This window comes from Actinobacillus lignieresii, from assembly GCF_900444945.1.
Classification (GTDB): Bacteria; Pseudomonadota; Gammaproteobacteria; order Enterobacterales; family Pasteurellaceae; genus Actinobacillus; species Actinobacillus lignieresii.
In genome coordinates this window covers 1626617-1648569 of record NZ_UFRM01000001.1, presented here as the reverse complement: position 1 = coordinate 1648569, position 21953 = coordinate 1626617, and the positions used below count along the sequence as shown (strand labels likewise).

At 41.9% G+C, this 21953-nt stretch carries 19 protein-coding genes; 13 read left to right on the top strand and 6 right to left on the bottom strand.

All coding sequences use genetic code 11. The annotated features are described in order from the left end of the window. The first annotated feature begins 54 nt into the window (after nt 1-54). Both mqo and DY200_RS07615 read left to right on the top strand, forming a co-directional pair. Nucleotides 55-1530: a malate dehydrogenase (quinone) gene (gene mqo, locus DY200_RS07620; RefSeq protein ID WP_115587558.1), complete on the top strand. Its 1476-nt coding sequence runs from the start codon at nt 55-57 to the stop codon at nt 1528-1530. Between the two features lie 180 nt (nt 1531-1710). Next, nucleotides 1711-3486: an AMP-dependent synthetase/ligase gene (locus DY200_RS07615; protein WP_115587556.1), complete on the top strand. Its 1776-nt coding sequence runs from the start codon at nt 1711-1713 to the stop codon at nt 3484-3486. Nucleotides 3487-3548: 62 nt separating this feature from the next. On the opposite strand, the gene DY200_RS07610 is transcribed toward DY200_RS07615, so the two are convergent. After that, on the bottom strand, nt 3549-4451 hold the full coding sequence (locus DY200_RS07610) for an aldo/keto reductase (protein ID WP_115587554.1): 903 nt from the start codon (nt 4449-4451) through the stop codon (nt 3549-3551). A 121-nt stretch (nt 4452-4572) separates the two neighbouring features. Here DY200_RS07610 and DY200_RS07605 point away from each other — a divergent pair, with 121 nt between their 5' ends. Then, complete coding sequence (locus DY200_RS07605) at nt 4573-5712, top strand: NADH-dependent flavin oxidoreductase (RefSeq protein ID WP_115587553.1); 1140 nt, start codon at nt 4573-4575, stop codon at nt 5710-5712. 19 nt (nt 5713-5731) lie between these two features. Beyond that, nucleotides 5732-6025: a YfcZ/YiiS family protein gene (locus DY200_RS07600; RefSeq protein WP_115587551.1), complete on the top strand. Its 294-nt coding sequence runs from the start codon at nt 5732-5734 to the stop codon at nt 6023-6025. A 45-nt stretch (nt 6026-6070) separates the two neighbouring features. On the opposite strand, the gene DY200_RS07595 is transcribed toward DY200_RS07600, so the two are convergent. Next, the gene (locus DY200_RS07595) at nt 6071-7273 is read right to left on the bottom strand and encodes an aromatic amino acid transporter (protein ID WP_115587550.1); all 1203 of its coding nucleotides are present in this window, start codon (nt 7271-7273) and stop codon (nt 6071-6073) included. A gap of 198 nt (nt 7274-7471) precedes the next feature. Between DY200_RS07595 and DY200_RS07590 the strand changes: the two genes are divergently transcribed. Continuing rightward, entirely contained in the window at nt 7472-8092 is a 621-nt protein-coding gene (locus DY200_RS07590; protein WP_115587549.1) for a MerR family transcriptional regulator, read from the top strand. A gap of 90 nt (nt 8093-8182) precedes the next feature. On the opposite strand, the gene gshAB is transcribed toward DY200_RS07590, so the two are convergent. From gshAB to DY200_RS07575, 3 genes are all read right to left on the bottom strand, one after another. Continuing rightward, nucleotides 8183-10456 (bottom strand): bifunctional glutamate--cysteine ligase GshA/glutathione synthetase GshB, encoded by a 2274-nt coding sequence (gshAB, locus tag DY200_RS07585; protein WP_115587548.1) that lies wholly within the window; start codon nt 10454-10456, stop codon nt 8183-8185. 155 nt (nt 10457-10611) lie between these two features. Beyond that, nucleotides 10612-11505, bottom strand: coding sequence for an archaetidylserine decarboxylase (gene asd / locus DY200_RS07580; RefSeq protein WP_115587546.1), 894 nt, complete (start codon nt 11503-11505; stop codon nt 10612-10614). Between the two features lie 150 nt (nt 11506-11655). Beyond that, nucleotides 11656-12000: a ComEA family DNA-binding protein gene (locus tag DY200_RS07575; RefSeq protein ID WP_115587544.1), complete on the bottom strand. Its 345-nt coding sequence runs from the start codon at nt 11998-12000 to the stop codon at nt 11656-11658. Between the two features lie 300 nt (nt 12001-12300). Between DY200_RS07575 and DY200_RS07570 the strand changes: the two genes are divergently transcribed. The 8 genes from DY200_RS07570 (at nt 12301) to tuf (ending at nt 20917) form a co-directional block, all read left to right on the top strand. Further along, nucleotides 12301-13692, top strand: a complete 1392-nt coding sequence (locus DY200_RS07570; protein ID WP_115587543.1) for a LysM-like peptidoglycan-binding domain-containing protein — start codon at nt 12301-12303, stop codon at nt 13690-13692. Nucleotides 13693-13813: 121 nt separating this feature from the next. Then, entirely contained in the window at nt 13814-14218 is a 405-nt protein-coding gene (locus tag DY200_RS07565; RefSeq protein ID WP_115587542.1) for an MliC family protein, read from the top strand. Between the two features lie 81 nt (nt 14219-14299). Next, nucleotides 14300-15337: a lipopolysaccharide heptosyltransferase II gene (gene waaF, locus DY200_RS07560; RefSeq protein ID WP_115587541.1), complete on the top strand. Its 1038-nt coding sequence runs from the start codon at nt 14300-14302 to the stop codon at nt 15335-15337. Nucleotides 15338-15412: 75 nt separating this feature from the next. After that, nucleotides 15413-16372 carry a lipopolysaccharide heptosyltransferase RfaC gene (gene rfaC / locus DY200_RS07555; protein ID WP_115587983.1) on the top strand — a complete coding sequence of 320 codons (960 nt, stop codon included), beginning with the start codon at nt 15413-15415 and terminating at the stop codon, nt 16370-16372. A 121-nt stretch (nt 16373-16493) separates the two neighbouring features. After that, complete coding sequence (gene rpsL, locus DY200_RS07550; RefSeq protein WP_005543325.1) at nt 16494-16868, top strand: 30S ribosomal protein S12; 375 nt, start codon at nt 16494-16496, stop codon at nt 16866-16868. A gap of 130 nt (nt 16869-16998) precedes the next feature. Next, the gene (gene rpsG / locus DY200_RS07545; RefSeq protein WP_115587540.1) at nt 16999-17469 is read left to right on the top strand and encodes a 30S ribosomal protein S7; all 471 of its coding nucleotides are present in this window, start codon (nt 16999-17001) and stop codon (nt 17467-17469) included. A gap of 96 nt (nt 17470-17565) precedes the next feature. Further along, nucleotides 17566-19671, top strand: a complete 2106-nt coding sequence (gene fusA / locus DY200_RS07540; RefSeq protein ID WP_115587539.1) for an elongation factor G — start codon at nt 17566-17568, stop codon at nt 19669-19671. Nucleotides 19672-19732: 61 nt separating this feature from the next. Next, on the top strand, nt 19733-20917 hold the full coding sequence (tuf, locus tag DY200_RS07535) for an elongation factor Tu (RefSeq protein ID WP_009875214.1): 1185 nt from the start codon (nt 19733-19735) through the stop codon (nt 20915-20917). A 216-nt stretch (nt 20918-21133) separates the two neighbouring features. Here tuf and cysE read toward each other — a convergent pair whose 3' ends face one another. Next, a complete protein-coding gene (cysE, locus tag DY200_RS07530) occupies nt 21134-21949 on the bottom strand; it encodes a serine O-acetyltransferase (protein WP_115587538.1) in 816 nt (271 codons plus the stop codon). Between the last annotated feature and the right edge of the window lie 4 nt (nt 21950-21953).

Sequence of the window (21953 nt, the reverse complement as noted above, 5' to 3'; positions counted from 1 at the left end):
TACTCTATTCACGCTATAATTTCACAAAAAATTAACACAATAAAAGGGAACACTATGCAGGATTCTAGCTCTGCTTTAGAAAGTTATTCTGATGTAACGCTGATTGGTGCAGGGATTATGAGCGGAACACTCGGCGCATTTTTTACCGAATTGGCGCCGGAGAAAAGTCTTGCGATTTTCGAGAAACTTTCGGCGGTCGGTTTGGAAAGTTCGAACGAATGGAATAATGCCGGCACGGGGCATTCCGCATTATGCGAATTAAACTATACCGAGCAAAAAGCCGACGGAGAAGTTTCGGTTGAGCGTGCGATTAAGATCTGTGAAGATTTTCAGTTGTCGTTACAACTTTGGAGCTATTTGGTTGAAACGGGAAGAATCCAAGCTCCGAGAGAGTTTATTCACCGTATTCCGCATATCAGTTTCGTACAAGGCGAGCAAAATGCGCAGTTTTTACAAAAGCGTTATCAAAGTTTAGCCCAAAGTCATTTGTTCGAAGGTATGCAGTTTAGCCGAGCTCATCAACAGCTTGCGCAGTGGATGCCGTTGATGATGCAAAATCGAGATTCGAACGAAACATTAGCCGCAAGTTATATTCAGTACGGTACGGACGTAAACTTCGGCGAGCTGACGCGAAAATTGTTCGATTATTTAGTGAAGCAAAAAGCGGAGTTAAATTTAAATCATACGGTTAAAAATATACAACGTTTAGCGAACGGCGAGTGGAAATTAACCGTTGTGGATCAGCAAGGTCAAAAGCGAGTGCATCGTAGTAAATTCGTGTTTATCGGCAGTGGCGGCGGTGCGTTACCTTTATTACAAAAATCCGGTATTACCGACGGTAAAAATGTCGGCGGTTTCCCGGTCAGCGGTTTATTTATGGTGTGTAATAATCCTGAGGTGATTGCCAAACATAATGCCAAGGTTTATGGCAAAGCGAAATTGGGTGCGCCGCCGATGTCGGTACCTCATTTGGATACTCGCTTTATCGAAGGTAAACAATCGCTGTTATTCGGGCCTTTTGCCGGTTTTACGCTGAAATTTTTAAAACAGGGAAGCGTTTTAGATCTGCCGACTTCGGTTACACCGACTAATTTCTGTTCCGTAACCAAAGCCGGTATTAAAAATTTACCGCTAGCCCATTATTTAATGAAGCAAGCGATGCTGACCAAAGTACAGCGTATGGCGGATTTACGTGAGTTTGTACCGGATGCGAAAGACGAAGATTGGGACGTCGTGGTGGCAGGACAACGCGTGCAAGTGATTAAAGGCGGAGAAATGCGCTTCGGTACTGAAGTAATTCGTGCGGAAGACGGTTCTTTAGCCGCATTGTTGGGGGCTTCGCCAGGCGCTTCAACTTCGGTAAAAGCAATGTTGGACGTATTGGTTTCATGCTTTGCTGCGGAGCTACCGCAATGGCAAGCCAAATTAACCCAAATGTTGCCTTCTTACGGAAAAGCGTTACGCAACGAACCGCAATTATATGCACAAATTAAGCAACGTGTAGATCAGGTGTTAGCGTTAGCAAATTAGAAAATACAAGCGGTCGAATTTTTCGGAAATTTTGCAAATTTATCCGAAAATTCGACCGCTTGCTTTTTGAGCAAACTCGCCGTTTCAGCGCACAGCTGTAAACAAATTACTGGCATTTTAAGACGTTACATTTTATATTAGCGAACAGTTGTAAGCTGAAATAATAACGAATAACTTAATATGACTAACCAACCGAATTATCATCTTATCGACCAAGTACGCCGACGTGCCGAACAGTTCGCTTCCAAAACCGCTTTACGTTATAAATCCCAACAAATCTGGCAAGATATTTCATGGCAATCTTTCCAACAGTCCGTTGATCAATTCTCTCTTGCACTCTTAGCTCACGGTATCGAAGTACAGCAAAAAATTGCGATTTTTGCTCACAATATGCCGCAATGGACGATTACGGATTTCGGGGCGTTGCAAATTCGTGCGGTAACCGTGCCGATTTATGCCACAAATACGGCTAAACAGGCGGAATTTATCCTTAATCATGCGGATATTCGTATTCTGTTTGTCGGTGATCACGAGCAGCTCGAAGCGGCTTTAGAAGTAGCGGATAACTGCCCGTTACTGGAAAAAATTGTTTGTATGAAATCGCAAGAAATCAGCCTAATTCGACCGCTTGCCCATACTAAAGTGGAAAATTGGAATGATTTTATTGCTTATGCTTCTCAAGATAAGCAAACAGAATTAAACCAACGTCTTGCCGATAAAAATCTTTCGGATCTATTCACTATGATTTATACCTCCGGTACGACAGGCGAACCGAAAGGGGTCATGTTGGACTATGCGAATATTGCACATCAGTTGCACGCTCACGATTTAGCCTTGCCAAAAATTGATGAAAATGACGTTTCGCTTTCTTTCCTGCCGTTTTCACATATTTTTGAACGGGCGTGGGTGGCTTATGTACTTTATCGCGGAGCAACGGTGTGTTATTTAGAAGATACCAATGAAGTGCGCAATGCGTTAAATGAAGTGAAACCGACTTTAATGTGCGCCGTTCCTCGTTTATATGAAAAAATGTATAGTGCGATTTGGGATAAAGTGAATAAAGCTCCGATTCACCGCAGAGCGTTATTTAAGTGGGCGATTTCAGTCGGCAAGAAAAAACGGAAAAATACGTTATCTTATAAATTAGCGGATAAATTGGTATTAAATAAATTACGTGCTTTATTGGGCGGGCGTATTCGTATGATGCCGTGCGGCGGTGCAAAATTGGAACCGACCATCGGGCAATTTTTCCAAGCCATCGGCGTTAATATCAAATTGGGTTACGGTATGACCGAAACCACAGCGACCGTTTCTTGTTGGGCGGACGAGCAGTTCGAACCGAATTCAATCGGACGTTTAATGCCGAATGCCGAAGTGAAAATCGGCGAAAATAACGAGATTTTAGTGCGTGGCGGAATGGTAATGCGAGGCTATTACAAACGTCCGGAGGAAACCGCGCTTGCCTTTACCGAAGACGGCTTCTTAAAAACCGGCGATGCCGGTGAATTTGATGCGCAAGGTAATTTATATATTACCGACCGTATCAAAGAGTTAATGAAAACTTCAAACGGTAAATATATCGCGCCGCAATATATCGAAGGCAAAATCGGTAAAGATAAATTTATTGAACAGATTGCGATTATTGCCGATGCGAAAAAATATGTGTCCGCTTTAATCGTACCGTGTTTTGAAAGCCTCGAAGAATACGCTAAACAGCTAAATATCAAATATCAAGACCGGATGGAATTGGTTAAACATTCGGAAATTGTGCAGTTATTTGAAAAGCGTATCAACGAGTTACAAAAAGAGTTGGCACACTTTGAACAAATCAAGAAATTTACTCTGTTACCGCAAGCGTTCAGCGTAAAAATGGAAGAAATCACACCAACCTTAAAATTACGTCGTAAAGTGATTTTAGAACGCTATCGTAAGCAGATTGAATCGATGTATAAATAATTTCAAGCGGTCGGATTTTGCTAAAAATTCACAAAATCCGACCGCTTGCTTATCTTAGTTATCTACGGAATATCGAAGCCTTGGGCGGCGACATAGACTTTGATCCATTCTTCTTCGCTGAACGATACCTGCAATGCTTCGGTTGCGGTACGCACCCGCTCAATTTTACCTGAGCCTAGAATCGGCATAATTTTCGCCGGATGGGCTAATAACCAAGCTAATGCCAATACTTCTAAACGACTTTCTCCTTTTTGTTCACCGATTTCCAGTAAGGCTTGAGAAACTCTTGCGCCTCTTTCATCTAACGGATCAAACAAACGTCCGCCGGCAAACGGTGACCATGCCATCGGTTTAATCCGTTTTTCCAGCAAGAAATCTAAACTACCGTCATCAAACGGTTTTAAATGTAACGGCGAAATTTCAATTTGGTTGGTCACTAACGGTTGATTAACATAAGATTGCAACATTGAGAATTTAGCCGGCGTATAATTGGATACCCCGAAATTCTTCACTTTACCTTCCTGATAAAGTTGGTCAAAGGCTTTCGCGATTTGCTCCGGATCGGCACAAGGCGACAAGCGATGAATCAATAATAAATCAAGTTGTTCCGTGTGTAATTTTTGTAGAGAGCGTTCCGCAGACCAAATAATATGACGATAGCTGTTATCGTAATGGTGACTTTTCATCTCCGGTAGGGCTTTATTCGGATATAAAATGCCGCATTTGGTCACAAGGGTCATTTTATCGCGTAACGATTTATTTAACGCTAATGCTTTTCCGAAGGATTCTTCTGTCGTAAAACCGCCGTAACAAGCCGCATGGTCAAAGGTATTAATACCGAGTGCTAATAATTGTTCAATAAAAGCCAATGTTTGTTGCGGCGTCTGTTGCCATTTGTCCAAACGCCAAAAACCTTGGATAAGACGACTGAAGTTGAGCGTCGGGCTGAGATTAATCTGTTGCATATTCACTCCTTATAGCATAGGTAAGTTTAATTGGTTATTTGATTTTACTCCTATTTAGACTATGATCTATTTTTTACATAAACTTTATTAATTAAGTTTTATTTATTATAAGGAAAGCAATATGAACTCGAAATTTTCTCCATTATTTGAAAGTTATCAATTAAACAATGGCGTTGAAATTAAAAACCGTTTAGTGGTGGCACCGATGACGCATTTCGGCTCGAATCCGGACGGTACATTAGGTCAAAACGAACATAAATTTATCGAAAACCGTGCCGGCGATATCGGTATGTTTATTTTAGCTGCAACATTGGTACAAGACGGCGGTAAAGCATTCCACGGTCAGCCGGAAGCGATTCATACCGCTCAATTACCAAGTTTGAAACAAATGGCGGATCTGATTAAATCGCAAGGTGCGAAAGCAATTTTACAAATTCATCACGGCGGAAAACTTGCCTTAACCGAGTTACTTAACGGTAAAGACAGAATCTCGGCAAGTGCGGATGAAGAGACCGGTACACGTGCAGCAACCGTGGCAGAAATCGAGTCGTTAATTGCGGCATTTGCCAATGCAACCGCATTAGCGATTGAAGCAGGCTTTGACGGAGTGGAAATTCACGGTGCGAATAATTACTTAATTCAGCAATTCTATTCAGGTCACTCAAACCGTCGTGAAGACGAATGGGGCGGCTCACGTGAAAAGCGTATGCGTTTCCCATTAGCGGTGGTGGATGCAGTCGTTACTGAAAAACAAAAAGCGGCAAAATCGGATTTTATTATCGGTTATCGCTTCTCACCGGAAGAACCGGAAGAGCTAGGCTTAACGATGCAAGACACTTTCGCATTAGTCGATGGACTTACTGAAAAACCATTGCAATATTTACATATTTCTCTACACGAATTTGATAAAAAAGTACGCCGTGGTGCAGATACCACTATGACACGTATGCAATTAATTCACGAACGTATTGCCGGCAAATTACCGCTTATCGGCGTAGGAAGTTTATTTAGTGCAGAGCAAATCGTACAAGCGTTTAATACCGGTTGGGCGGAATTTATCGCATTGGGTAAAACCGTAATGATTAACCCGACGATTGCCACCTTAATCAAACAAGGACGTGAAACGGAAATCGTGACCGAACTTGACCCAAATAAAGCGGATCAATACGGTATCCACGGTATTTTATGGGACTTATGCGTACAAGGTGGTCCTTGGTTACCACCGGTAAAAGGTCAAGATTGGCAACCCTTAGATAGATAAACCGCAATAGGAAATATTTATGCATAAAACCATGCAACAAAAAGCGGCGGAAGCACATAATATGTGTAAGCTGAAAGGAGATTCAATGTTGGATAATAGCGATCGTCAAATTGCCTTTGAAGCGGTGTATGACAGTGAAACACAAGCGCAACAAGCGGTCGAATTTTTCATCGAAAAAGCAAAATCGGTGGAAACCGAGGCTTGTGTTATTCAGCATAGCATTAGCCCGATTGAAGACGGGTTTTTAATGCAAATGCAGATTGAATTTAGTTGTCAGGCGGAAGTGGTATTATTCCAAATGGCGGTCAGATAAAAACAAAGGGGCAACATTGGTTGCCCTTATTTTTTGTTTTATGATTTAACCTTTAAACATTGGTAACATTTCATACATTGAAAGGAAATGGAACACCGCAGTACAAACACCGAATAAGAATACCAATCCAATCATAACCAGATTACCTTTTTTCGCTTTATAGGCTAATAGCGCCGGAATCATACAAGTCCAAAGGGTTGCCACCGCACCTGCGTAACCAATTGCTTTTAAGAAACCGAGCGGTGAAAGTAATGAGAATACTAGTGGAGGTAAGAAAGTTACTGCCCATGCTTTGCTTCTGCCTAATTTGCTGTTGTCAAATTTGAAGAAATCCGCCAAGAAGTCAAACGTACCTAGCCCAACTCCGATAAAAGAAGACAAAATTGCCGCCATAGAAAAGGCGTTAATCGCTTGTTTCACATACGGCGACTGCACCACTTCGCCAATCGTATTGAGTAACACGTCTAAATCACCGTTACTTGCAATCACCGGTGCAAATTGCGCACGCGGTAAATTGCCGAAAATGCTGATCACCCAAAGTAAATAAAGCACTAACGCAATAAAAGTACCGCCGGCAATCGCATATTTTGCTTTTTTCACTTCGCCGTAATAAGCACGCATTGAAGAGACTGAGTGGTGGTAGCCGAAAGAGGTTAGTGCAACCGGCAGCATCGCTAATGCGTATTTGGCGTATTCTCCGCTCTCATTTTGCTGATCGAATAAAATATTGCTATCAATATTACTGACCAGACCCGAGATACTGAACGCAAAGGAAAGTGCCATAAAGATAATTAATAGCACCGAAATGCGATCAACTAAACGAGTAGAGTGCCATACAAAGAACGAGAAAATCAGCACGAATAGCACCGACCAAATACGTGAACCGAATTCACCGAAATCAATCACCGATTTGGTGAGATTTTCTAAAATCCCACCGGAAGCGGTTGTGTAAGCGTAAAGTAAAATCCCACCGACAAAATAGACTGCAAGGTTATTTAACGCATTAATTTTATTACCTAATAAGTCTTTGGTAACGGTATTGAAAGACGCACGTAGGTCGTAGTTTTTATAGACGTCAAGTAGTAACCAGCCGGAAAATGTCATCACAATCATGGTGAAAGCCAGTGCAAGAATAGACCACATTGTCCACGCTCCCGCACCGGAAGTCGGGAGTCCAAGCATACCTGCTCCTACGCAAACGCCGGCGATGATACAAGCGCCACCAAAAAGTGTTGGCTGTTTTTGCATAAAATATCCTATTGAAGTAGTACAATAAAGTAATAGTATTGTGCCATAAACTAACCTATTAAAAAATAGTCTTATAGAGAAAAAGTGTATTTTATTGTAGTAAAACGCCATTTTTAGCTAAATAGTGAATACTAAAACTTTACGCTTTTGAATAGATTATCTAAAATAGATCCGAAATTGGATCCAAAGGAACTTATTATGTTGAAGATGAACGATCTTTCCAAATTAACTAACACGCCTAAATCAACCATTCTTTATTATATTAAAGAGGGGTTATTACCGGAGCCGTTGAAAGACAAGCCGAACTTTCATTTATATGATGAAAGCAATATCCAATTAATTGAATTTATTAAATATCTCCAAACGAATTTCAACGCAACGATTTCACAGATCAAAACCGTATTTGCCCAGCCGGATTTTGATCTGAATAATCCTTATAAAAGCTTAATGGGATCGTTAGATATTCTAAATGGTATGGAAGATGCTCATTTGTTAGCGAGTGAGATTTGTTCGGAATTCGGTATTACTGAAGTTGAACTAGATGAATTTGTAGAAATGGGCTTAATGAATCCGACGAATGGGAAGTTTAGTGAAAAAGATCGTGATATGTTGGCTATTCTTAGCCAATGTGATGCACAGGAATTCCAATTATTAGAAAGTTATGCGGAAACAGCGAAAAATTTAGCGCGTCAAGAGATGACAATCGGCGGAGAAATTCTGATGCAAGAAGAAGGGCAAGAAGAACGTTTGAAACACTTTTTCAATATTTTATTGTTATTAAAGCCGTATATCTTAAATTCGCAATTAGTAAAGTATTAACCCTTACTTTTCACTATTTTAGCGATACGACTCATGCTATAAGCGGTCGAATTTGTAAAATTTTCTGCAAATTCGACCGCTTGATTGTTATTAAGGCAGTCCAGGGAACAGCATTTTTAACACGGCTTTGGTTAAACGGCGAGATTTTCCTTGGTAAGGGAAAATATGCATCATCATCATCGGGTTAAAGTTTGCTTCAATCACACCCCATGAGCGCAGAGACGGTTCAGCTGCTTTGGTCAAATCCGGAATGATTAAATCCACACCGCAGACTTTTGCCCCCATCGCTTTGGCAATACCGACCGCTAATTGTTTATAACTGTCGTGCATTTGATCGGTCATATCGATTGAGTCGCCGCCGGTACTGATATTAGAGTTGGCACGTAATTGTACGATTTGCCCGTCAGCCGGAATCGAATCAGGCGTTAAACCTTGCTCTTTAAGCTGAAGCAATTCAATGTCACCGAGGGCGATTTTCTTCAATGGTGAACGAGAGCCGTCACCTCGTAGCGGATCACTGTTTTTCGCTTCCACCAATTCACGCACCGTATGTGCGCCATCACCTTTTACATTCGCCGGCACACGCAACAATACCGCTAGAGTTTCATCGTCTAGCACAAAGAAACGATATTCGGTACCGACTAAATAGTCTTCCACCATCACTTCTTTATCTTCACGGAAGGCAATTTCAATCGCTTTGGCAAAATCGGCTTTATCCGTCACGCCTTGTTGGAAAATCGTAATGCCTAAACCGTAATTGGTCGATTTCGGCTTAATTACCACCGCTTTACCTTCAAATAACGGATAGTGTGCCACCGCTTGTTCTAGCGAGGTAAATTCAATACTTTTCGGTACGTTAAAACCGGCTTTAGCTAATACTTTTTTGGTTACGACTTTATTTTCCATAATTAATGGCGAAATGTACTGATCGTGACTGGTCATATTGCCATTTTTCACATATTCGAGATGATCACCGAATTTGAGTGCGAGGAACTGATCGTTTTCATCAAGCAATTCGATCTGTAATCCCTGTTGGATCGCATCAAATAATAAGGCCTGTGTAGAAAGCTCCATATTATCGAACGCGGAAATCGCATAAAAACGCTCGAATGCTTGCGCTTTATATTGTTGAGCAAGTTGTGCACCGAGTGCTTTATAGCTGCCGGCTTGTTCGATTGCGGCTAATAAACGACCGTTTACCGTTTGGCTCGGATCAGCAAATTGTGCCAGTTTTTGTTGTAATAAATCTTTCTCGTTTTGTGGTACAGAAAGATCGTCCAGCATTGCCAGCATCAGATTAAGGATCGCTTCTCCCTCTGCTTGGAACGCAGTGTGCGAACGAGGATCTTCAAGTGCAACTTGGTATAGTTTTTGTGTGCCAAGTTCGACTTCTTTTTGACCGCTTGTTTCATCTATCCATAACATCGCAAGTAAGAATAGATGAATAAATTTGGCATCGACAAGTTCAATACCGTAAGGTGAAAGCGGATTGAGATCAAATAAACGGAATTCCGCATATTTAACCCCTTTCTTAAGCAATTCACGTGCTTTTTTCGCACCGCGTAAACGTACGTTCGAATAGAATTCTTTTTCTGCCAACAAATCGCCGGTTGCTACAAAATGTTCTAGCGATTCGACATATTGTTGTAGGCTATCATGATTGATCACCACATGAGGGGCATTGACATAGCCATACGGGCCGGAACGTAAACTACGTACTAATTGCCCTTCTGCAAGCGGTGAGTTTTTACCGAAATATTGCGCTTCTACAGTTGGGGTTGCGGCAAGCAAATAAACTAAAATCCATTGATAACGTAAAAAGTTATTGGCTAATTTCATATATAGCGCATTGCGGAACGCAATTTTATCGCAGTATTCCGTTTGTAATGCAAATGCGCTTTCGACAAATTCTTCGGAAATTTGGAAATTATAGTGAATACCGCTCACCATTTGCTTGTATTTGCCATAAATGGCGGAAAGATGTTCACGATATTTCACGTCCCATTCGTTATCTAATTGTGCTTCTTTGATTTCGGATTCCGGCGGTAAACCAGCAGGCATACTGAATGGGAAAATATATTCATCATCGGGCAACGAACGTAACGTTACCTCGTGAATAGCCGATAGCCAACGATATGTGTCTTCCAATTTATCGTTTGGCGGTGTGATAAGTTCTAACTGACTTTCTGCAAAATCGGTTTGAATATAGGGATGATAACTGCGGTTACCAAAAACGCTAGGATGGGCGGTAGTAACAATATTCCCTTTATTATCAATGCGTTGGCTTTCTTTTTCGATACCAAATTTACCTTGTTGAAACAGTAAACCAAGGTGATGAGTTTTAATCAGTTGTTGTAATTTCATAGCTTTCCCTTTCGCGATAAATGCGTTAGACGTAGTCCTGCTCCTAAAATAACATACTTTTTTGATTGGTTTTATAGCCGATTGATAAGATAGTAGATGATTTGGTTATAAAAAAGCACGATTACCAGAATCGTGCTTTTTTAGCTAGAAGATAATTATTTGACAATTTTCGCCAAACGTTCACCCATTCGAGTTTCTACGCCGGCTTGTAGGTGTGCTTCGAATTCAACGCTGTTTTTCGGGAAGAGGTTAATTACGGTTGAACCTAAGCGGAACGCCCCCATTTCCTGACCTTTTTTCAGGTGTACGGCAGTTTCGCCGCTGGTTTCGTAGTGATATTCTACTACCTCTTTCGTACGAGGAGGGTTAATGATACCTGCCCAAACCGTACTCATACTTGCGGTAATTGTTGCGCCGACCAGAATTTGTACCATCGGTCCGAATTCGGTTTCAAACTCACAAATCACACGTTCGTTACGTGCAAATAAATTCGGCACGTGTTCGGCTAAGAACGGATTGACCGAGAACAATTCGCCCGGTACGTAAATCATTTTGCGTAATGTCGCATCGCACGGCATATGTACGCGGTGGTAATCGCGCGGCGATAAATAAGTGGTAATAAAATGACCGTCTTTAAATTTATTTGCCATTTCTTGATCGTTCGCTAATAAAGTCTCAAGCGTGAAAAAATGACCTTTAGCTTGTAGTAAACGATCGTCTTCAATTTTGCCCGATTCACTTACTTTACCGTCTGCCGGTAAGCAAAGTGCTTGTGCGTCTTGATTGATCGGGCGAGCGTTTTCTTTTAGCGGACGAATAAAGAATTCATTAAAAGTTGCGTAGTCCGAAGCGTTGCTTTTTTGCGCCTCCGATAAGTTCACTTTATATTGTTTAGCAAATGTACGAATAATAAAGTGAGTTACTGCACCCCATTTTTGTTCTGCCAGCCAGCCGGCTAAGCGCGTAACGGGTAATTGCGGGAAGATATATTGAAATGCGACTTTCACTCGTTGCCAATAAGTCGGAGTAGCGTATGGCTTTAAAGACATTAGGTTGTATCCTTTTTATTCAATTACAGAAATAGGCGCGAAGTATAACAGAAAGAAAAGTGAATTACCTAATAGTTATAGAAGGGACTGAGCCGAACGATAAAATTAATAAGAGAGTATGAGTATTGACGGTCGGCTCAGCGGATTTTTTTATTCTAGCGTGATGCGTTCGCGATTTTTCTCTAGTGTCGCTTTACCGATTCCGGAGACTTCCGTTAGTTGTTCTATCGTAATAAAAGCACCGTTTTTAGTGCGGTAATCGACAATCGCTTGTGCTTTTTTCTCACCGATTCCCACCAGTTTGGATTTAATTTCCGCCGCATCCGCCGTATTGATATTCACTTGATTTTGTTTATCGGCAGTTTTGTTCGTTGTTGTCATTTGTTGAACTACGGGAGTCGGTTCGGAAACGAGCGGATTATTAGGCTTTGCGATTGAATTGGCGGATAACAATGCAATGATGAAGCTAATACTAAATCGGGTAAATTTTTTCATAAAAGTTCTCCTTTAAGTAATCATATTTTTAGCTCAATTTACAGGCGAGAACCGTCTTGATCAATTTAAGCGGCATATTTTTGCGATCAGGATCGAGAAAGTAATAAAATTTGTTGTCATAAAATAAACGGAGAAATTGAGCTTTTATTTGCGATTCGGATAGAACGGGTAAGTAATTTCGCTATTATTCTTATTTATTAAGAGAAATTTTCTAAAAAGCGTGTGCTGATTGAGCGGAAATACTTTAAAATATAACAAATTTATTTAGTTTTATTTTTACTCTAATATTTGGATATCTAAATGTCACATAATCATCTCCGTAAAGAGCCGACATTCGGCGAGCCGTCAGCAAATACTGTAAATTCGGCGGAACAAGTTGCAGAACAAATTAATTCGGACATTACTGAAAAAAGTGCCGTAAATGCTAAAGTATCGTTACATTCGACCAAAGTGCCTAGTTATACTTTTACGCCTACGATGACACGTCCGGTTGATGAAACGACCACATTAAAATCAATCGAGGAAACTCAACTAGTGAAAAATGAATCAAAACTATCGACTAATGTAGATAACGGTACTACAGATACGATTAAAGATGCGGAACCGGTAAATAAAGTGATCGCTTCGGAAGCTAACGAATTAAAATCGACCGCTAAAAATGCCGGTTTTACATTCTCTCCTGTCGAAGACAAAGCGGAAAGACACAAAGCGGAAGCTGTGAAAGTTGAGAAAACGGTAACAGAGGAAAAACCGACTATGAATACGAATAATATGGAACGTGTGATTCCCGTATCGAATACGGAAAAACCGGAAACGCCAATGGCAAAAGTACCGTCCAAATTCCGTCGTTTAGGGCTTGTTGCCGGGCTGGCGGCCGTTTTAGCCGGTATCTTCTTTTGGTTAAAACCGAGCGCACCGGAAACCGTAGAAGAATTACAAGCTCAGCAAGGCGGTTCATTACCGATTGAGTTCCGACCGGTTGATGAAGAAGAAGCGAAACGTGCCGAAGCGCAAGCAAAAGCCGAACAGGAAGCAGCATTAGCACAGCAACAAGCAGCACAGCAAACACAACAAGCGGCGACAGAACTGACGGGAACGGTAGCGACAAATATGCCGGCAGAAACAGCGCCTACGGCTGAAACTACTATGCCTGCGGCAAATAATTCCGCGCCTACCGAAACGGCGCCGGTTGTAAATAAGCCTGTCGTTCAAGCGGAAGTTACTAAGCCGAAAACTCAAGGTAGTGTGATTCACCAATCGGAAAATAAGGCGGATAATAAAAAAGTTGAGTCTAAGCAACCTAAAGTGAAGGCAATGACCGCCGATGAGTTTAATGCGAAGAAAGCTAAAAACGCTCAGTTAGATCAATTAGTGAAGAATGTGGAGCAAGGAAAACCGGTAGAAAAAGCGACCGCTAAAGTAGCGAAACCTGCTACGACAAGCGTCGGCGTCGTTTCAAGCAAAACCTTAACTGTACCGAAAAGCACTTCATTAATGCAAGTATTCCGTGATAATAAGTTAAATATTTCGGATGTAAACGCAATGAGTAAGGTAAACAATGTAGTAAGTAACCTCAAAGTCGGAGAACGCATTACGGTTCGTTTGGATAAGAACAACCGCGTAGTCGAAATGAATATCGGTTCCGGCGGTAAGTTTACTCGTCAAGCGGATGGCAGCTATAGCTTTAAATAAGATATATCACAGAGCAACGCTATAGCCGTTGCTCTTTTTCTTTTAATATTAGGAGAAAGAGAGGTCTATTGAGGTGCCTTTTTTAATTAAAAAGAAAATTGCGGTTATATGCTCAATAAGTATGTTGGCTGTGGTAGGCTGTAAGCCGTTGGAAGCGCCGGTCGAACAGGTGCAACGAGTACAATTTGTAAATAAACTTGTGCCTACCGCAATAAAACCGACGGAAAAAATTAGTGTGGTAAAAAGCCAAACGGCAACCGAGTTTCTTTGCAAAGACGATGTGGTTATTAAAGTTCAACGTTACCAACCGAAAAAAGATACGAAAAGTAAGCGCAGAACAAATGCCAATCAAGCTATTGCTTTAACGTACGGTAATGCTAAACATACGTTGTCACCGGTCGTAGCCAAAGTCGGCGGCAAAAAATATAACAATATTCGTTGGACGTGGTTTGAAGGACTGGACGGAATCGCCGTACTTTCTGATAACAGCGGCAATATATTGGCAAGCGACTGTAAAGCCAAATAACGATAAGCGGTTAAATTTACTTAGATTTTTGCAAGTTTCTAGGTAAAAATGACCGCTTGTTATTTTAGGGAAAAGGATTTAATGAATATCTTAATTATTGGCCCGTCTTGGGTCGGCGATATGATGATGTCGCACGCACTGTATCAACAACTCAAAATTCAATATCCGAATTGCCAAATTGACGTGATGGCGCCGGATTGGTGTCGTCCGCTGCTTGCTCGAATGCCTGAGGTACGCAAAGCGATTTCGATGCCGATTGGGCATGGTTCGTTCCGTTTATGCGAGCGTTATCAGTTAGGAAAATCGTTAAAAAATCAATATGATATGGCTATTGTTTTACCTAATTCGCTTAAATCGGCATTTATTCCGCTATTTGCCAAAATTGCGGTGCGCCGAGGTTGGAAAGGCGAAAGTCGCTATTTCTTGTTAAATGATTTGCGTAATAACAAGCAAGATTATCCGATGATGGTACAGCGTTATGTCGCACTGGCTTTTGAGAAAAATGCCGTGCCCGATGCCAAAGCATTACCGATGCCTGTGCCTTACTTACAAATGCAAGAGGCTGAGATCACTGCGACCAAAGCGAAATTTGCTAAACAGTTTGAATATGCCGAACAGCGTCCGGCAATCGGCTTCTGCCCGGGGGCGGAATTCGGGCCGGCAAAACGTTGGCCACATTATCATTATGCGAAATTAGCGGAAATGCTAATCGAAAAAGGTTATGCGGTACATTTGTTCGGCTCTAATAAAGATAAAGAAGTCGGCGAGCAAATTCGTGCAAGTTTAGCGGCCGATTTACAACGCTACTGCGTTAATTTAGCGGGGCAAACCGATTTAAATCAAGCGGTTGATTTAATTGCCGATTGTCGTGCGGTAGTCAGTAATGACTCCGGGCTAATGCACATTGCTGCCGCATTAGGCAAACCGTTAGTTGCGCTTTACGGGCCAACCAGCCCGCAATATACGCCGCCGCTTTCCGATAAAGCGGTAATTATTCGTTTAATTGAAGGCGGTTTAATTAAAGTTCGTAAAGGCGAAGCCGCCGAAGGCTATCACCAAAGCTTAATCGATATTCAGCCGGAAATGGTAATTGAGAAACTAGACGCGTTATTAGGCTAATTGCAAGCGGTCATTTTTTGCAAAAATTTTGCAGATTTCGACCGCTTGTTCGTATTTATTATGAAAGATAAAGAAATGAAAGTGTTAGTTGTAAAAACGTCCTCGATGGGGGATGTGATTCATACTTTACCGGCATTAACGGATGCTAAAAATGCGATTTCGAATATCCAATTCGATTGGGCGGTGGAAGAAAATTTTAGTGAAATTCCGCATTGGCATTCGGCGGTAGATAAGGTTATCCCGTTAGCGATTCGCCGTTGGCGTAAGAACCTGTGTAAACGCCAAACTTGGCTGGAATGGCAGCATTATCTAAAGCAACTTCGCTCAAAAGAATATGATGCGGTAATTGATGCGCAAGGCTTGATTAAAAGTGCGGTATTGGTAACCAAGCAGGTAAAGGGAACGAAATACGGTTACGACAAACATTCCGCTCGAGAAGGGCTAAGCAGCCTGTTTTATGATCAAGCGTTTCATATCGCTTACCGACAACACGCTGTAGAACGAATTCGCAAGTTATTTGCCAACGCGCTGAATTATCCGCTTCCCGATGAATTGGGCGATTATGGCATTGCCTCGCATTTTACAAAAAAATCGGGAAATTCAACCGCTTACTTACTTGCGATTCATGCGACAACTCGAGCGGATAAGCATTGGAAAGAAGACTATTGGCGAGAAGTGATTCAAGAATTAAGCGTACAAGGCGTTGAAGTCCGCTTGCCATGGGGAAATGCACAAGAGAAAGCTCGCGCGATACGTTTGGCGCAAGCGAATACCAATGTGACGGTATTACCGAAATTATCACTTACCGAATTAGCCGAGCAAATTGCCGGTGCGAAGGCCGTATTGTCGGTTGATACCGGACTAAGTCACTTAGCGGCGGCATTGGATAAGCCAAACGTAATTTTATACGGTGCAACCGACCCGAAATTAATCGGCGCTTACGGCAAAAATCAGCATTATTTAACCGGACACGGTATGGCGAATATTTTACCTTATCGCGTCTTGCAAACCTTAGAAACATTGATCACGGAATAATCAATTTATCCCTTGTCGGATGCTTGACTTTTACTCCGTATAACACTAGAATTTACCGTCCTTTCGTCTTTGAAAGGATATTTTTTAATTTTATTTTTATAATTTTAACTGGAGCTTTTAAATGGCAACTATCAACCAATTAGTACGCAAACCGCGTGTGAAAAAGGTTGTAAAAAGCAACGTTCCTGCATTAGAGGCTTGCCCGCAGAAACGTGGCGTGTGTACTCGTGTATACACTACTACACCTAAAAAACCGAACTCAGCATTACGTAAAGTGTGCCGTATTCGTTTAACAAATGGCTTTGAAGTAACTTCATACATCGGTGGTGAAGGTCACAACCTTCAAGAACACAGTGTTGTATTAATCCGTGGTGGTCGTGTTAAAGACTTACCGGGTGTTCGTTACCATACTGTACGTGGTGCACTTGACTGTGCAGGCGTTAAAGATCGTAAACAAGGTCGTTCTAAATACGGCGTTAAACGTCCTAAAGCTTAATGGTTCTCCGTTGAGTAAGGCCAAACGTCTAAATTTTAATATTTAAACCATAAACTCCAGTTAAGATGCCTTAAGGCAGATTAGATGAGTTTTGGATATCCTGAAGATTTAATATACGGAGAAATTTCCAATGCCACGTCGTCGTAGTATTGAACCACGCAAAATTCTTCCAGATCCGAAGTTCGGTTCAGAATTACTTGCGAAATTTATTAATGTTTTAATGGTAGATGGTAAAAAATCTACAGCAGAATCAATTATTTACGGTGCTTTAGAAACTTTAGCACAACGTACCGGTAAAGAAGCTTTAGAAGCATTCGAAGCAGCGTTAGAAAACGTACGTCCGACAGTAGAGGTTAAATCTCGTCGTGTTGGCGGTTCTACTTACCAAGTACCGGTTGAAGTTCGTCCTTCTCGTCGTAACGCATTAGCGATGCGTTGGATCGTTGAAGCGGCACGTAAACGTGGTGACAAATCAATGGCATTACGTTTAGCTAACGAATTATCAGATGCAGCAGACAACAAAGGTTCAGCAGTGAAGAAACGTGAAGACGTTCACCGTATGGCTGAAGCTAACAAAGCGTTTGCTCACTTCCGTTGGTAATCGTTTAAGTAAGCTTATAGAAGGCTTCATCTCAGTTTGCGGTGAAGCCTTACCCTTATTAAGAATTTCAATTTAAACCAAAAAGGTAATAATTAAATGGCTCGTCAAACCCCTATTGAAAGATACCGTAATATCGGTATCAGTGCGCACATCGACGCGGGTAAAACAACGACCTCTGAACGTATCCTTTTCTATACAGGTGTAAGCCATAAGATCGGTGAAGTTCACGATGGTGCGGCAACAATGGACTGGATGGAACAGGAACAAGAGCATGGTATTACAATCACTTCTGCTGCAACAACTGCATTCTGGTCAGGTATGTCACAACAGTATCCACAACACCGTATCAACGTTATCGATACTCCAGGACACGTTGACTTTACTATCGAAGTAGAACGTTCAATGCGTGTACTTGATGGTGCGGTAATGGTTTACTGTGCAGTAGGTGGTGTTCAACCACAATCTGAAACTGTATGGCGTCAAGCTAACAAATATAAAGTACCACGTATTGCGTTCGTAAACAAAATGGACCGTACAGGTGCAAACTTCCTACGTGTTGTTGAGCAAATCAAAACCCGCTTAGGTGGTAACTCAGTTGCATTACAACTTCCAATCGGTGCAGAAGACAGCTTCAAAGGTGTAGTTGATTTAATCAAAATGAAAGCAATCAACTGGAACGAAGCCGACCAAGGTATGACCTTCACTTACGAAGATATTCCGGCAGAGATGCTTGATGCTTGTGAAGAACACCGTGCGATGCTTGTTGAAGCAGCAGCTGAAGCGTCTGAAGAATTAATGGAAAAATTCTTCTCTGGTGAAGAATTAACTGAAGATGAAATCAAAGCAGCGTTACGTCAACGCGTATTAGCAGGTGAAGTAATCCCTGTATGCTGTGGTTCTGCATTCAAAAACAAAGGTGTACAAGCAATGCTTGATGCGGTAATTGATTACTTACCGGCACCAACTGATATTCCTGCAATTAAAGGTATCAATGAAGATGAGACTGAAGGCGAGCGTCACGCAAGCGATGATGAGCCATTTGCTTCATTAGCATTCAAAATTGCAACAGACCCATTCGTAGGTAACTTAACCTTCTTCCGTGTTTACTCAGGTGTAATCAACTCTGGTGATACAGTTTACAACTCAGTAAAACAAAAACGTGAACGTTTTGGTCGTATCGTACAGATGCACGCAAACAAACGTGAAGAGATCAAAGAAGTTCGTGCGGGCGATATCGCTGCGGCAATCGGCTTAAAAGATGTTGGTACAGGTGACACATTATGTGCAATCGACGCACCAATCATCCTTGAGCGTATGGAATTCCCTGAGCCGGTAATCTCTGTTGCGGTTGAGCCAAAAACTAAAGCTGACCAAGAGAAAATGGGCTTAGCTTTAGGTCGTTTAGCACAAGAAGACCCTTCATTCCGTGTTCACACAGATGAAGAATCTGGCGAAACGATCATTTCAGGTATGGGTGAGTTACACTTAGACATCATCGTTGACCGTATGAAACGTGAGTTCAAAGTAGAAGCGAATATCGGTAAACCACAAGTATCTTACCGTGAAACTATCCGCACTCGTGTTAACGATGTTGAAGGTAAACACGCAAAACAATCTGGTGGTCGCGGTCAGTACGGTCACGTTGTTATCGACTTATACCCATTAGAGCCGGAAGGTCCTGGTTACGAATTCGTGAACGAGATCAAAGGTGGTGTAATTCCTGGCGAATTTATCCCTGCGGTTGATAAAGGTATCCAAGAACAACTTAAATCAGGTCCGTTAGCGGGTTATCCGGTAGTTGATGTCGGTGTACGTTTACACTTCGGTTCATACCATGATGTTGACTCGTCAGAATTAGCGTTTAAACTTGCTGCATCATTAGCGTTTAAATCAGCGTTCGGTCGTGCAAACCCTGTATTACTTGAGCCAATCATGAAAGTTGAAGTGGAAACTCCACCAGACTACGTGGGTGATGTAATCGGTGACTTAAGCCGTCGTCGTGCGATGGTTAACGGTCAAGAAGCGAATGAGTTCGTTGTTAAGATCAATGCGGAAGTACCGTTATCAGAAATGTTCGGTTATGCAACAGACTTACGTTCACAAACTCAAGGTCGTGCATCTTACTCAATGGAACCATTAAAATACGCTGAAGCACCGACAAGCGTTGCTAATGCAATTATTGAAGCTCGTAAAGCTAAATAATTTATCTTTTAACTAAAGCCTCGGCAATAGGGCGGAGGCTTATTTCTAGGAAGCTATCAAAGTGTCTAAAGAAAAATTTGAACGTACAAAACCGCACGTTAACGTGGGTACAATCGGCCACGTTGACCATGGTAAAACAACTTTAACAGCAGCAATCACTACCGTATTATCAAAACACTTCGGTGGTGCGGCTCGTGCATTCGACCAAATCGATAATGCACCGGAAGAAAAAGCACGTGGTATCACCATCAACACATCACACGTTGAGTACGATACAGAAACACGTCACTACGCACACGTTGACTGCCCGGGACACGCGGACTATGTTAAAAACATGATTACCGGTGCGGCGCAAATGGACGGTGCAATCTTAGTAGTAGCAGCGACAGACGGTCCGATGCCACAAACTCGTGAGCACATCTTATTAGGTCGCCAAGTAGGCGTACCATACATCATCGTATTCTTAAACAAATGCGACATGGTAGATGACGAAGAGTTATTAGAATTAGTAGAAATGGAAGTGCGTGAACTTCTTTCTCAATACGATTTCCCGGGTGATGACACACCAATCGTACGTGGTTCAGCGTTACAAGCGTTAAACGGCGTGCCGGAGTGGGAAGAAAAAATTCTTGAGTTAGCACACCACTTAGATACTTATATTCCGGAACCAGAGCGTGCGATTGATAAACCGTTCTTATTACCAATCGAAGACGTATTCTCGATTTCTGGTCGTGGTACAGTAGTAACAGGCCGTGTTGAACGTGGTATCATCAAATCAGGTGAAGAAGTTGAAATCGTAGGTATCAAAGAAACTACGAAAACAACCGTAACCGGTGTTGAGATGTTCCGTAAATTATTAGACGAAGGTCGTGCGGGTGAAAACGTTGGTGCCTTATTACGTGGTACAAAACGTGAAGAAATCGAACGTGGTCAAGTATTAGCGAAACCGGGTACAATCACTCCGCACACAGACTTCGAATCAGAAGTTTACGTATTATCAAAAGAAGAAGGTGGTCGTCATACTCCATTCTTCAAAGGTTACCGTCCACAGTTCTACTTCCGTACAACGGACGTAACAGGTACAATCGAGTTACCGGAAGGTGTTGAGATGGTAATGCCGGGCGACAACATCAAAATGACAGTGAGCTTAATTCACCCAATCGCGATGGACGAAGGTTTACGTTTTGCGATTCGTGAAGGTGGTCGTACAGTAGGTGCGGGCGTTGTAGCGAAAATCATCAAATAATTAAGTTTTAGCTTAATATTTGAAGCGAAATGCTAAAAGAGAAGGCGTGTTGAAAGGCACGCCTTTTTGTTTTTTATGATGGGTGTTAAGGTAATGGGTTAGTTATGCCGATTATGATAAAGATGCTGAAAATCATAAGAAACGGATAAGAAAGGCAATGAAAAAGACCGCTTGTTGTGAATAAACGGTCTGATTTTTATGACATTTTGCTAACGGCTAAATTCCGTCCCCATAAGTCCCTTCGATATCTTCAAAATATTGGTTCATATCAAAAGCCGGTTTTTGCACGGAGGATTGTCCGATAATTCGGGCCGGTACGCCTGCAGCGGTTGCGTGATCAGGCACAGGCTGTAACACGACCGAATTCGCTCCGATTTTTGAATAGCGCCCGATTTCGATATTACCTAAGATTTTCGCACCGGCACCAATCATTACGCCTTCACGAATTTTCGGATGGCGATCACCGTGTTCTTTACCGGTACCGCCAAGCGTTACGCCTTGTAAAATCGACACATCATTTTCAATTACCGCTGTTTCACCGACTACAATACCCGTTGCGTGGTCAAACATAATACCGCAACCCAGTTTAGCCGCCGGATGAATATCCACGTCAAATGCGACGGAAATTTCATTTTGTAAATAAATAGCTAACGCTTTACGTCCTTGTTGCCAAAGGTAATGAGTAACACGATAGCTTTGGATTGCATGATAACCTTTTAAATAGAGTAAAGGCGTTGTCCATTTATCTACCGCCGGATCTCGAGTACGAACCGCTTCAATATCACAAGCGGCACTGGCAATAATCTGCGGGTTAGCTTGATAAGCCTCTTCAATAATTTCTTTTAAGGCAATTGCCGGCATAATCGGATTAGCCAATTTATTGGCTAAGATATAACTTAATGATCCGCCTAAATTACTATGTTTTAGAATTGTGGCATGGAAAAAGCTGGCAAGCATCGGTTCATTTTCTACTAGTTCTTGCGCTTCTTCTCTGATATTTTTCCAAATTTGATTAAGTTCACTTTCGTTCATGTAA

What these genes read in the sequence shown, in the direction of transcription:
- DY200_RS07605 (WP_115587553.1), top strand. Translation starts at nt 4,573, where the DNA reads ATGAACTCGAAATTTTCTCCATTATTTGAAAGTTATCAATTAAACAAT.
- gshAB (WP_115587548.1), bottom strand. Translation starts at nt 10,456, where the DNA reads ATGAAATTACAACAACTGATTAAAACTCATCACCTTGGTTTACTGTTT.
- DY200_RS07590 (WP_115587549.1), top strand. Translation starts at nt 7,472, where the DNA reads ATGTTGAAGATGAACGATCTTTCCAAATTAACTAACACGCCTAAATCA.
- DY200_RS07595 (WP_115587550.1), bottom strand. Translation starts at nt 7,273, where the DNA reads ATGCAAAAACAGCCAACACTTTTTGGTGGCGCTTGTATCATCGCCGGC.
- rpsG (WP_115587540.1), top strand. Translation starts at nt 16,999, where the DNA reads ATGCCACGTCGTCGTAGTATTGAACCACGCAAAATTCTTCCAGATCCG.
- DY200_RS07615 (WP_115587556.1), top strand. Translation starts at nt 1,711, where the DNA reads ATGACTAACCAACCGAATTATCATCTTATCGACCAAGTACGCCGACGT.
- rfaC (WP_115587983.1), top strand. Translation starts at nt 15,413, where the DNA reads ATGAAAGTGTTAGTTGTAAAAACGTCCTCGATGGGGGATGTGATTCAT.
- DY200_RS07565 (WP_115587542.1), top strand. Translation starts at nt 13,814, where the DNA reads ATGTTGGCTGTGGTAGGCTGTAAGCCGTTGGAAGCGCCGGTCGAACAG.
- DY200_RS07610 (WP_115587554.1), bottom strand. Translation starts at nt 4,451, where the DNA reads ATGCAACAGATTAATCTCAGCCCGACGCTCAACTTCAGTCGTCTTATC.
- fusA (WP_115587539.1), top strand. Translation starts at nt 17,566, where the DNA reads ATGGCTCGTCAAACCCCTATTGAAAGATACCGTAATATCGGTATCAGT.
- DY200_RS07570 (WP_115587543.1), top strand. Translation starts at nt 12,301, where the DNA reads ATGTCACATAATCATCTCCGTAAAGAGCCGACATTCGGCGAGCCGTCA.
- rpsL (WP_005543325.1), top strand. Translation starts at nt 16,494, where the DNA reads ATGGCAACTATCAACCAATTAGTACGCAAACCGCGTGTGAAAAAGGTT.
- cysE (WP_115587538.1), bottom strand. Translation starts at nt 21,949, where the DNA reads ATGAACGAAAGTGAACTTAATCAAATTTGGAAAAATATCAGAGAAGAA.
- DY200_RS07575 (WP_115587544.1), bottom strand. Translation starts at nt 12,000, where the DNA reads ATGAAAAAATTTACCCGATTTAGTATTAGCTTCATCATTGCATTGTTA.
- waaF (WP_115587541.1), top strand. Translation starts at nt 14,300, where the DNA reads ATGAATATCTTAATTATTGGCCCGTCTTGGGTCGGCGATATGATGATG.
- mqo (WP_115587558.1), top strand. Translation starts at nt 55, where the DNA reads ATGCAGGATTCTAGCTCTGCTTTAGAAAGTTATTCTGATGTAACGCTG.
- asd (WP_115587546.1), bottom strand. Translation starts at nt 11,505, where the DNA reads ATGTCTTTAAAGCCATACGCTACTCCGACTTATTGGCAACGAGTGAAA.
- DY200_RS07600 (WP_115587551.1), top strand. Translation starts at nt 5,732, where the DNA reads ATGCATAAAACCATGCAACAAAAAGCGGCGGAAGCACATAATATGTGT.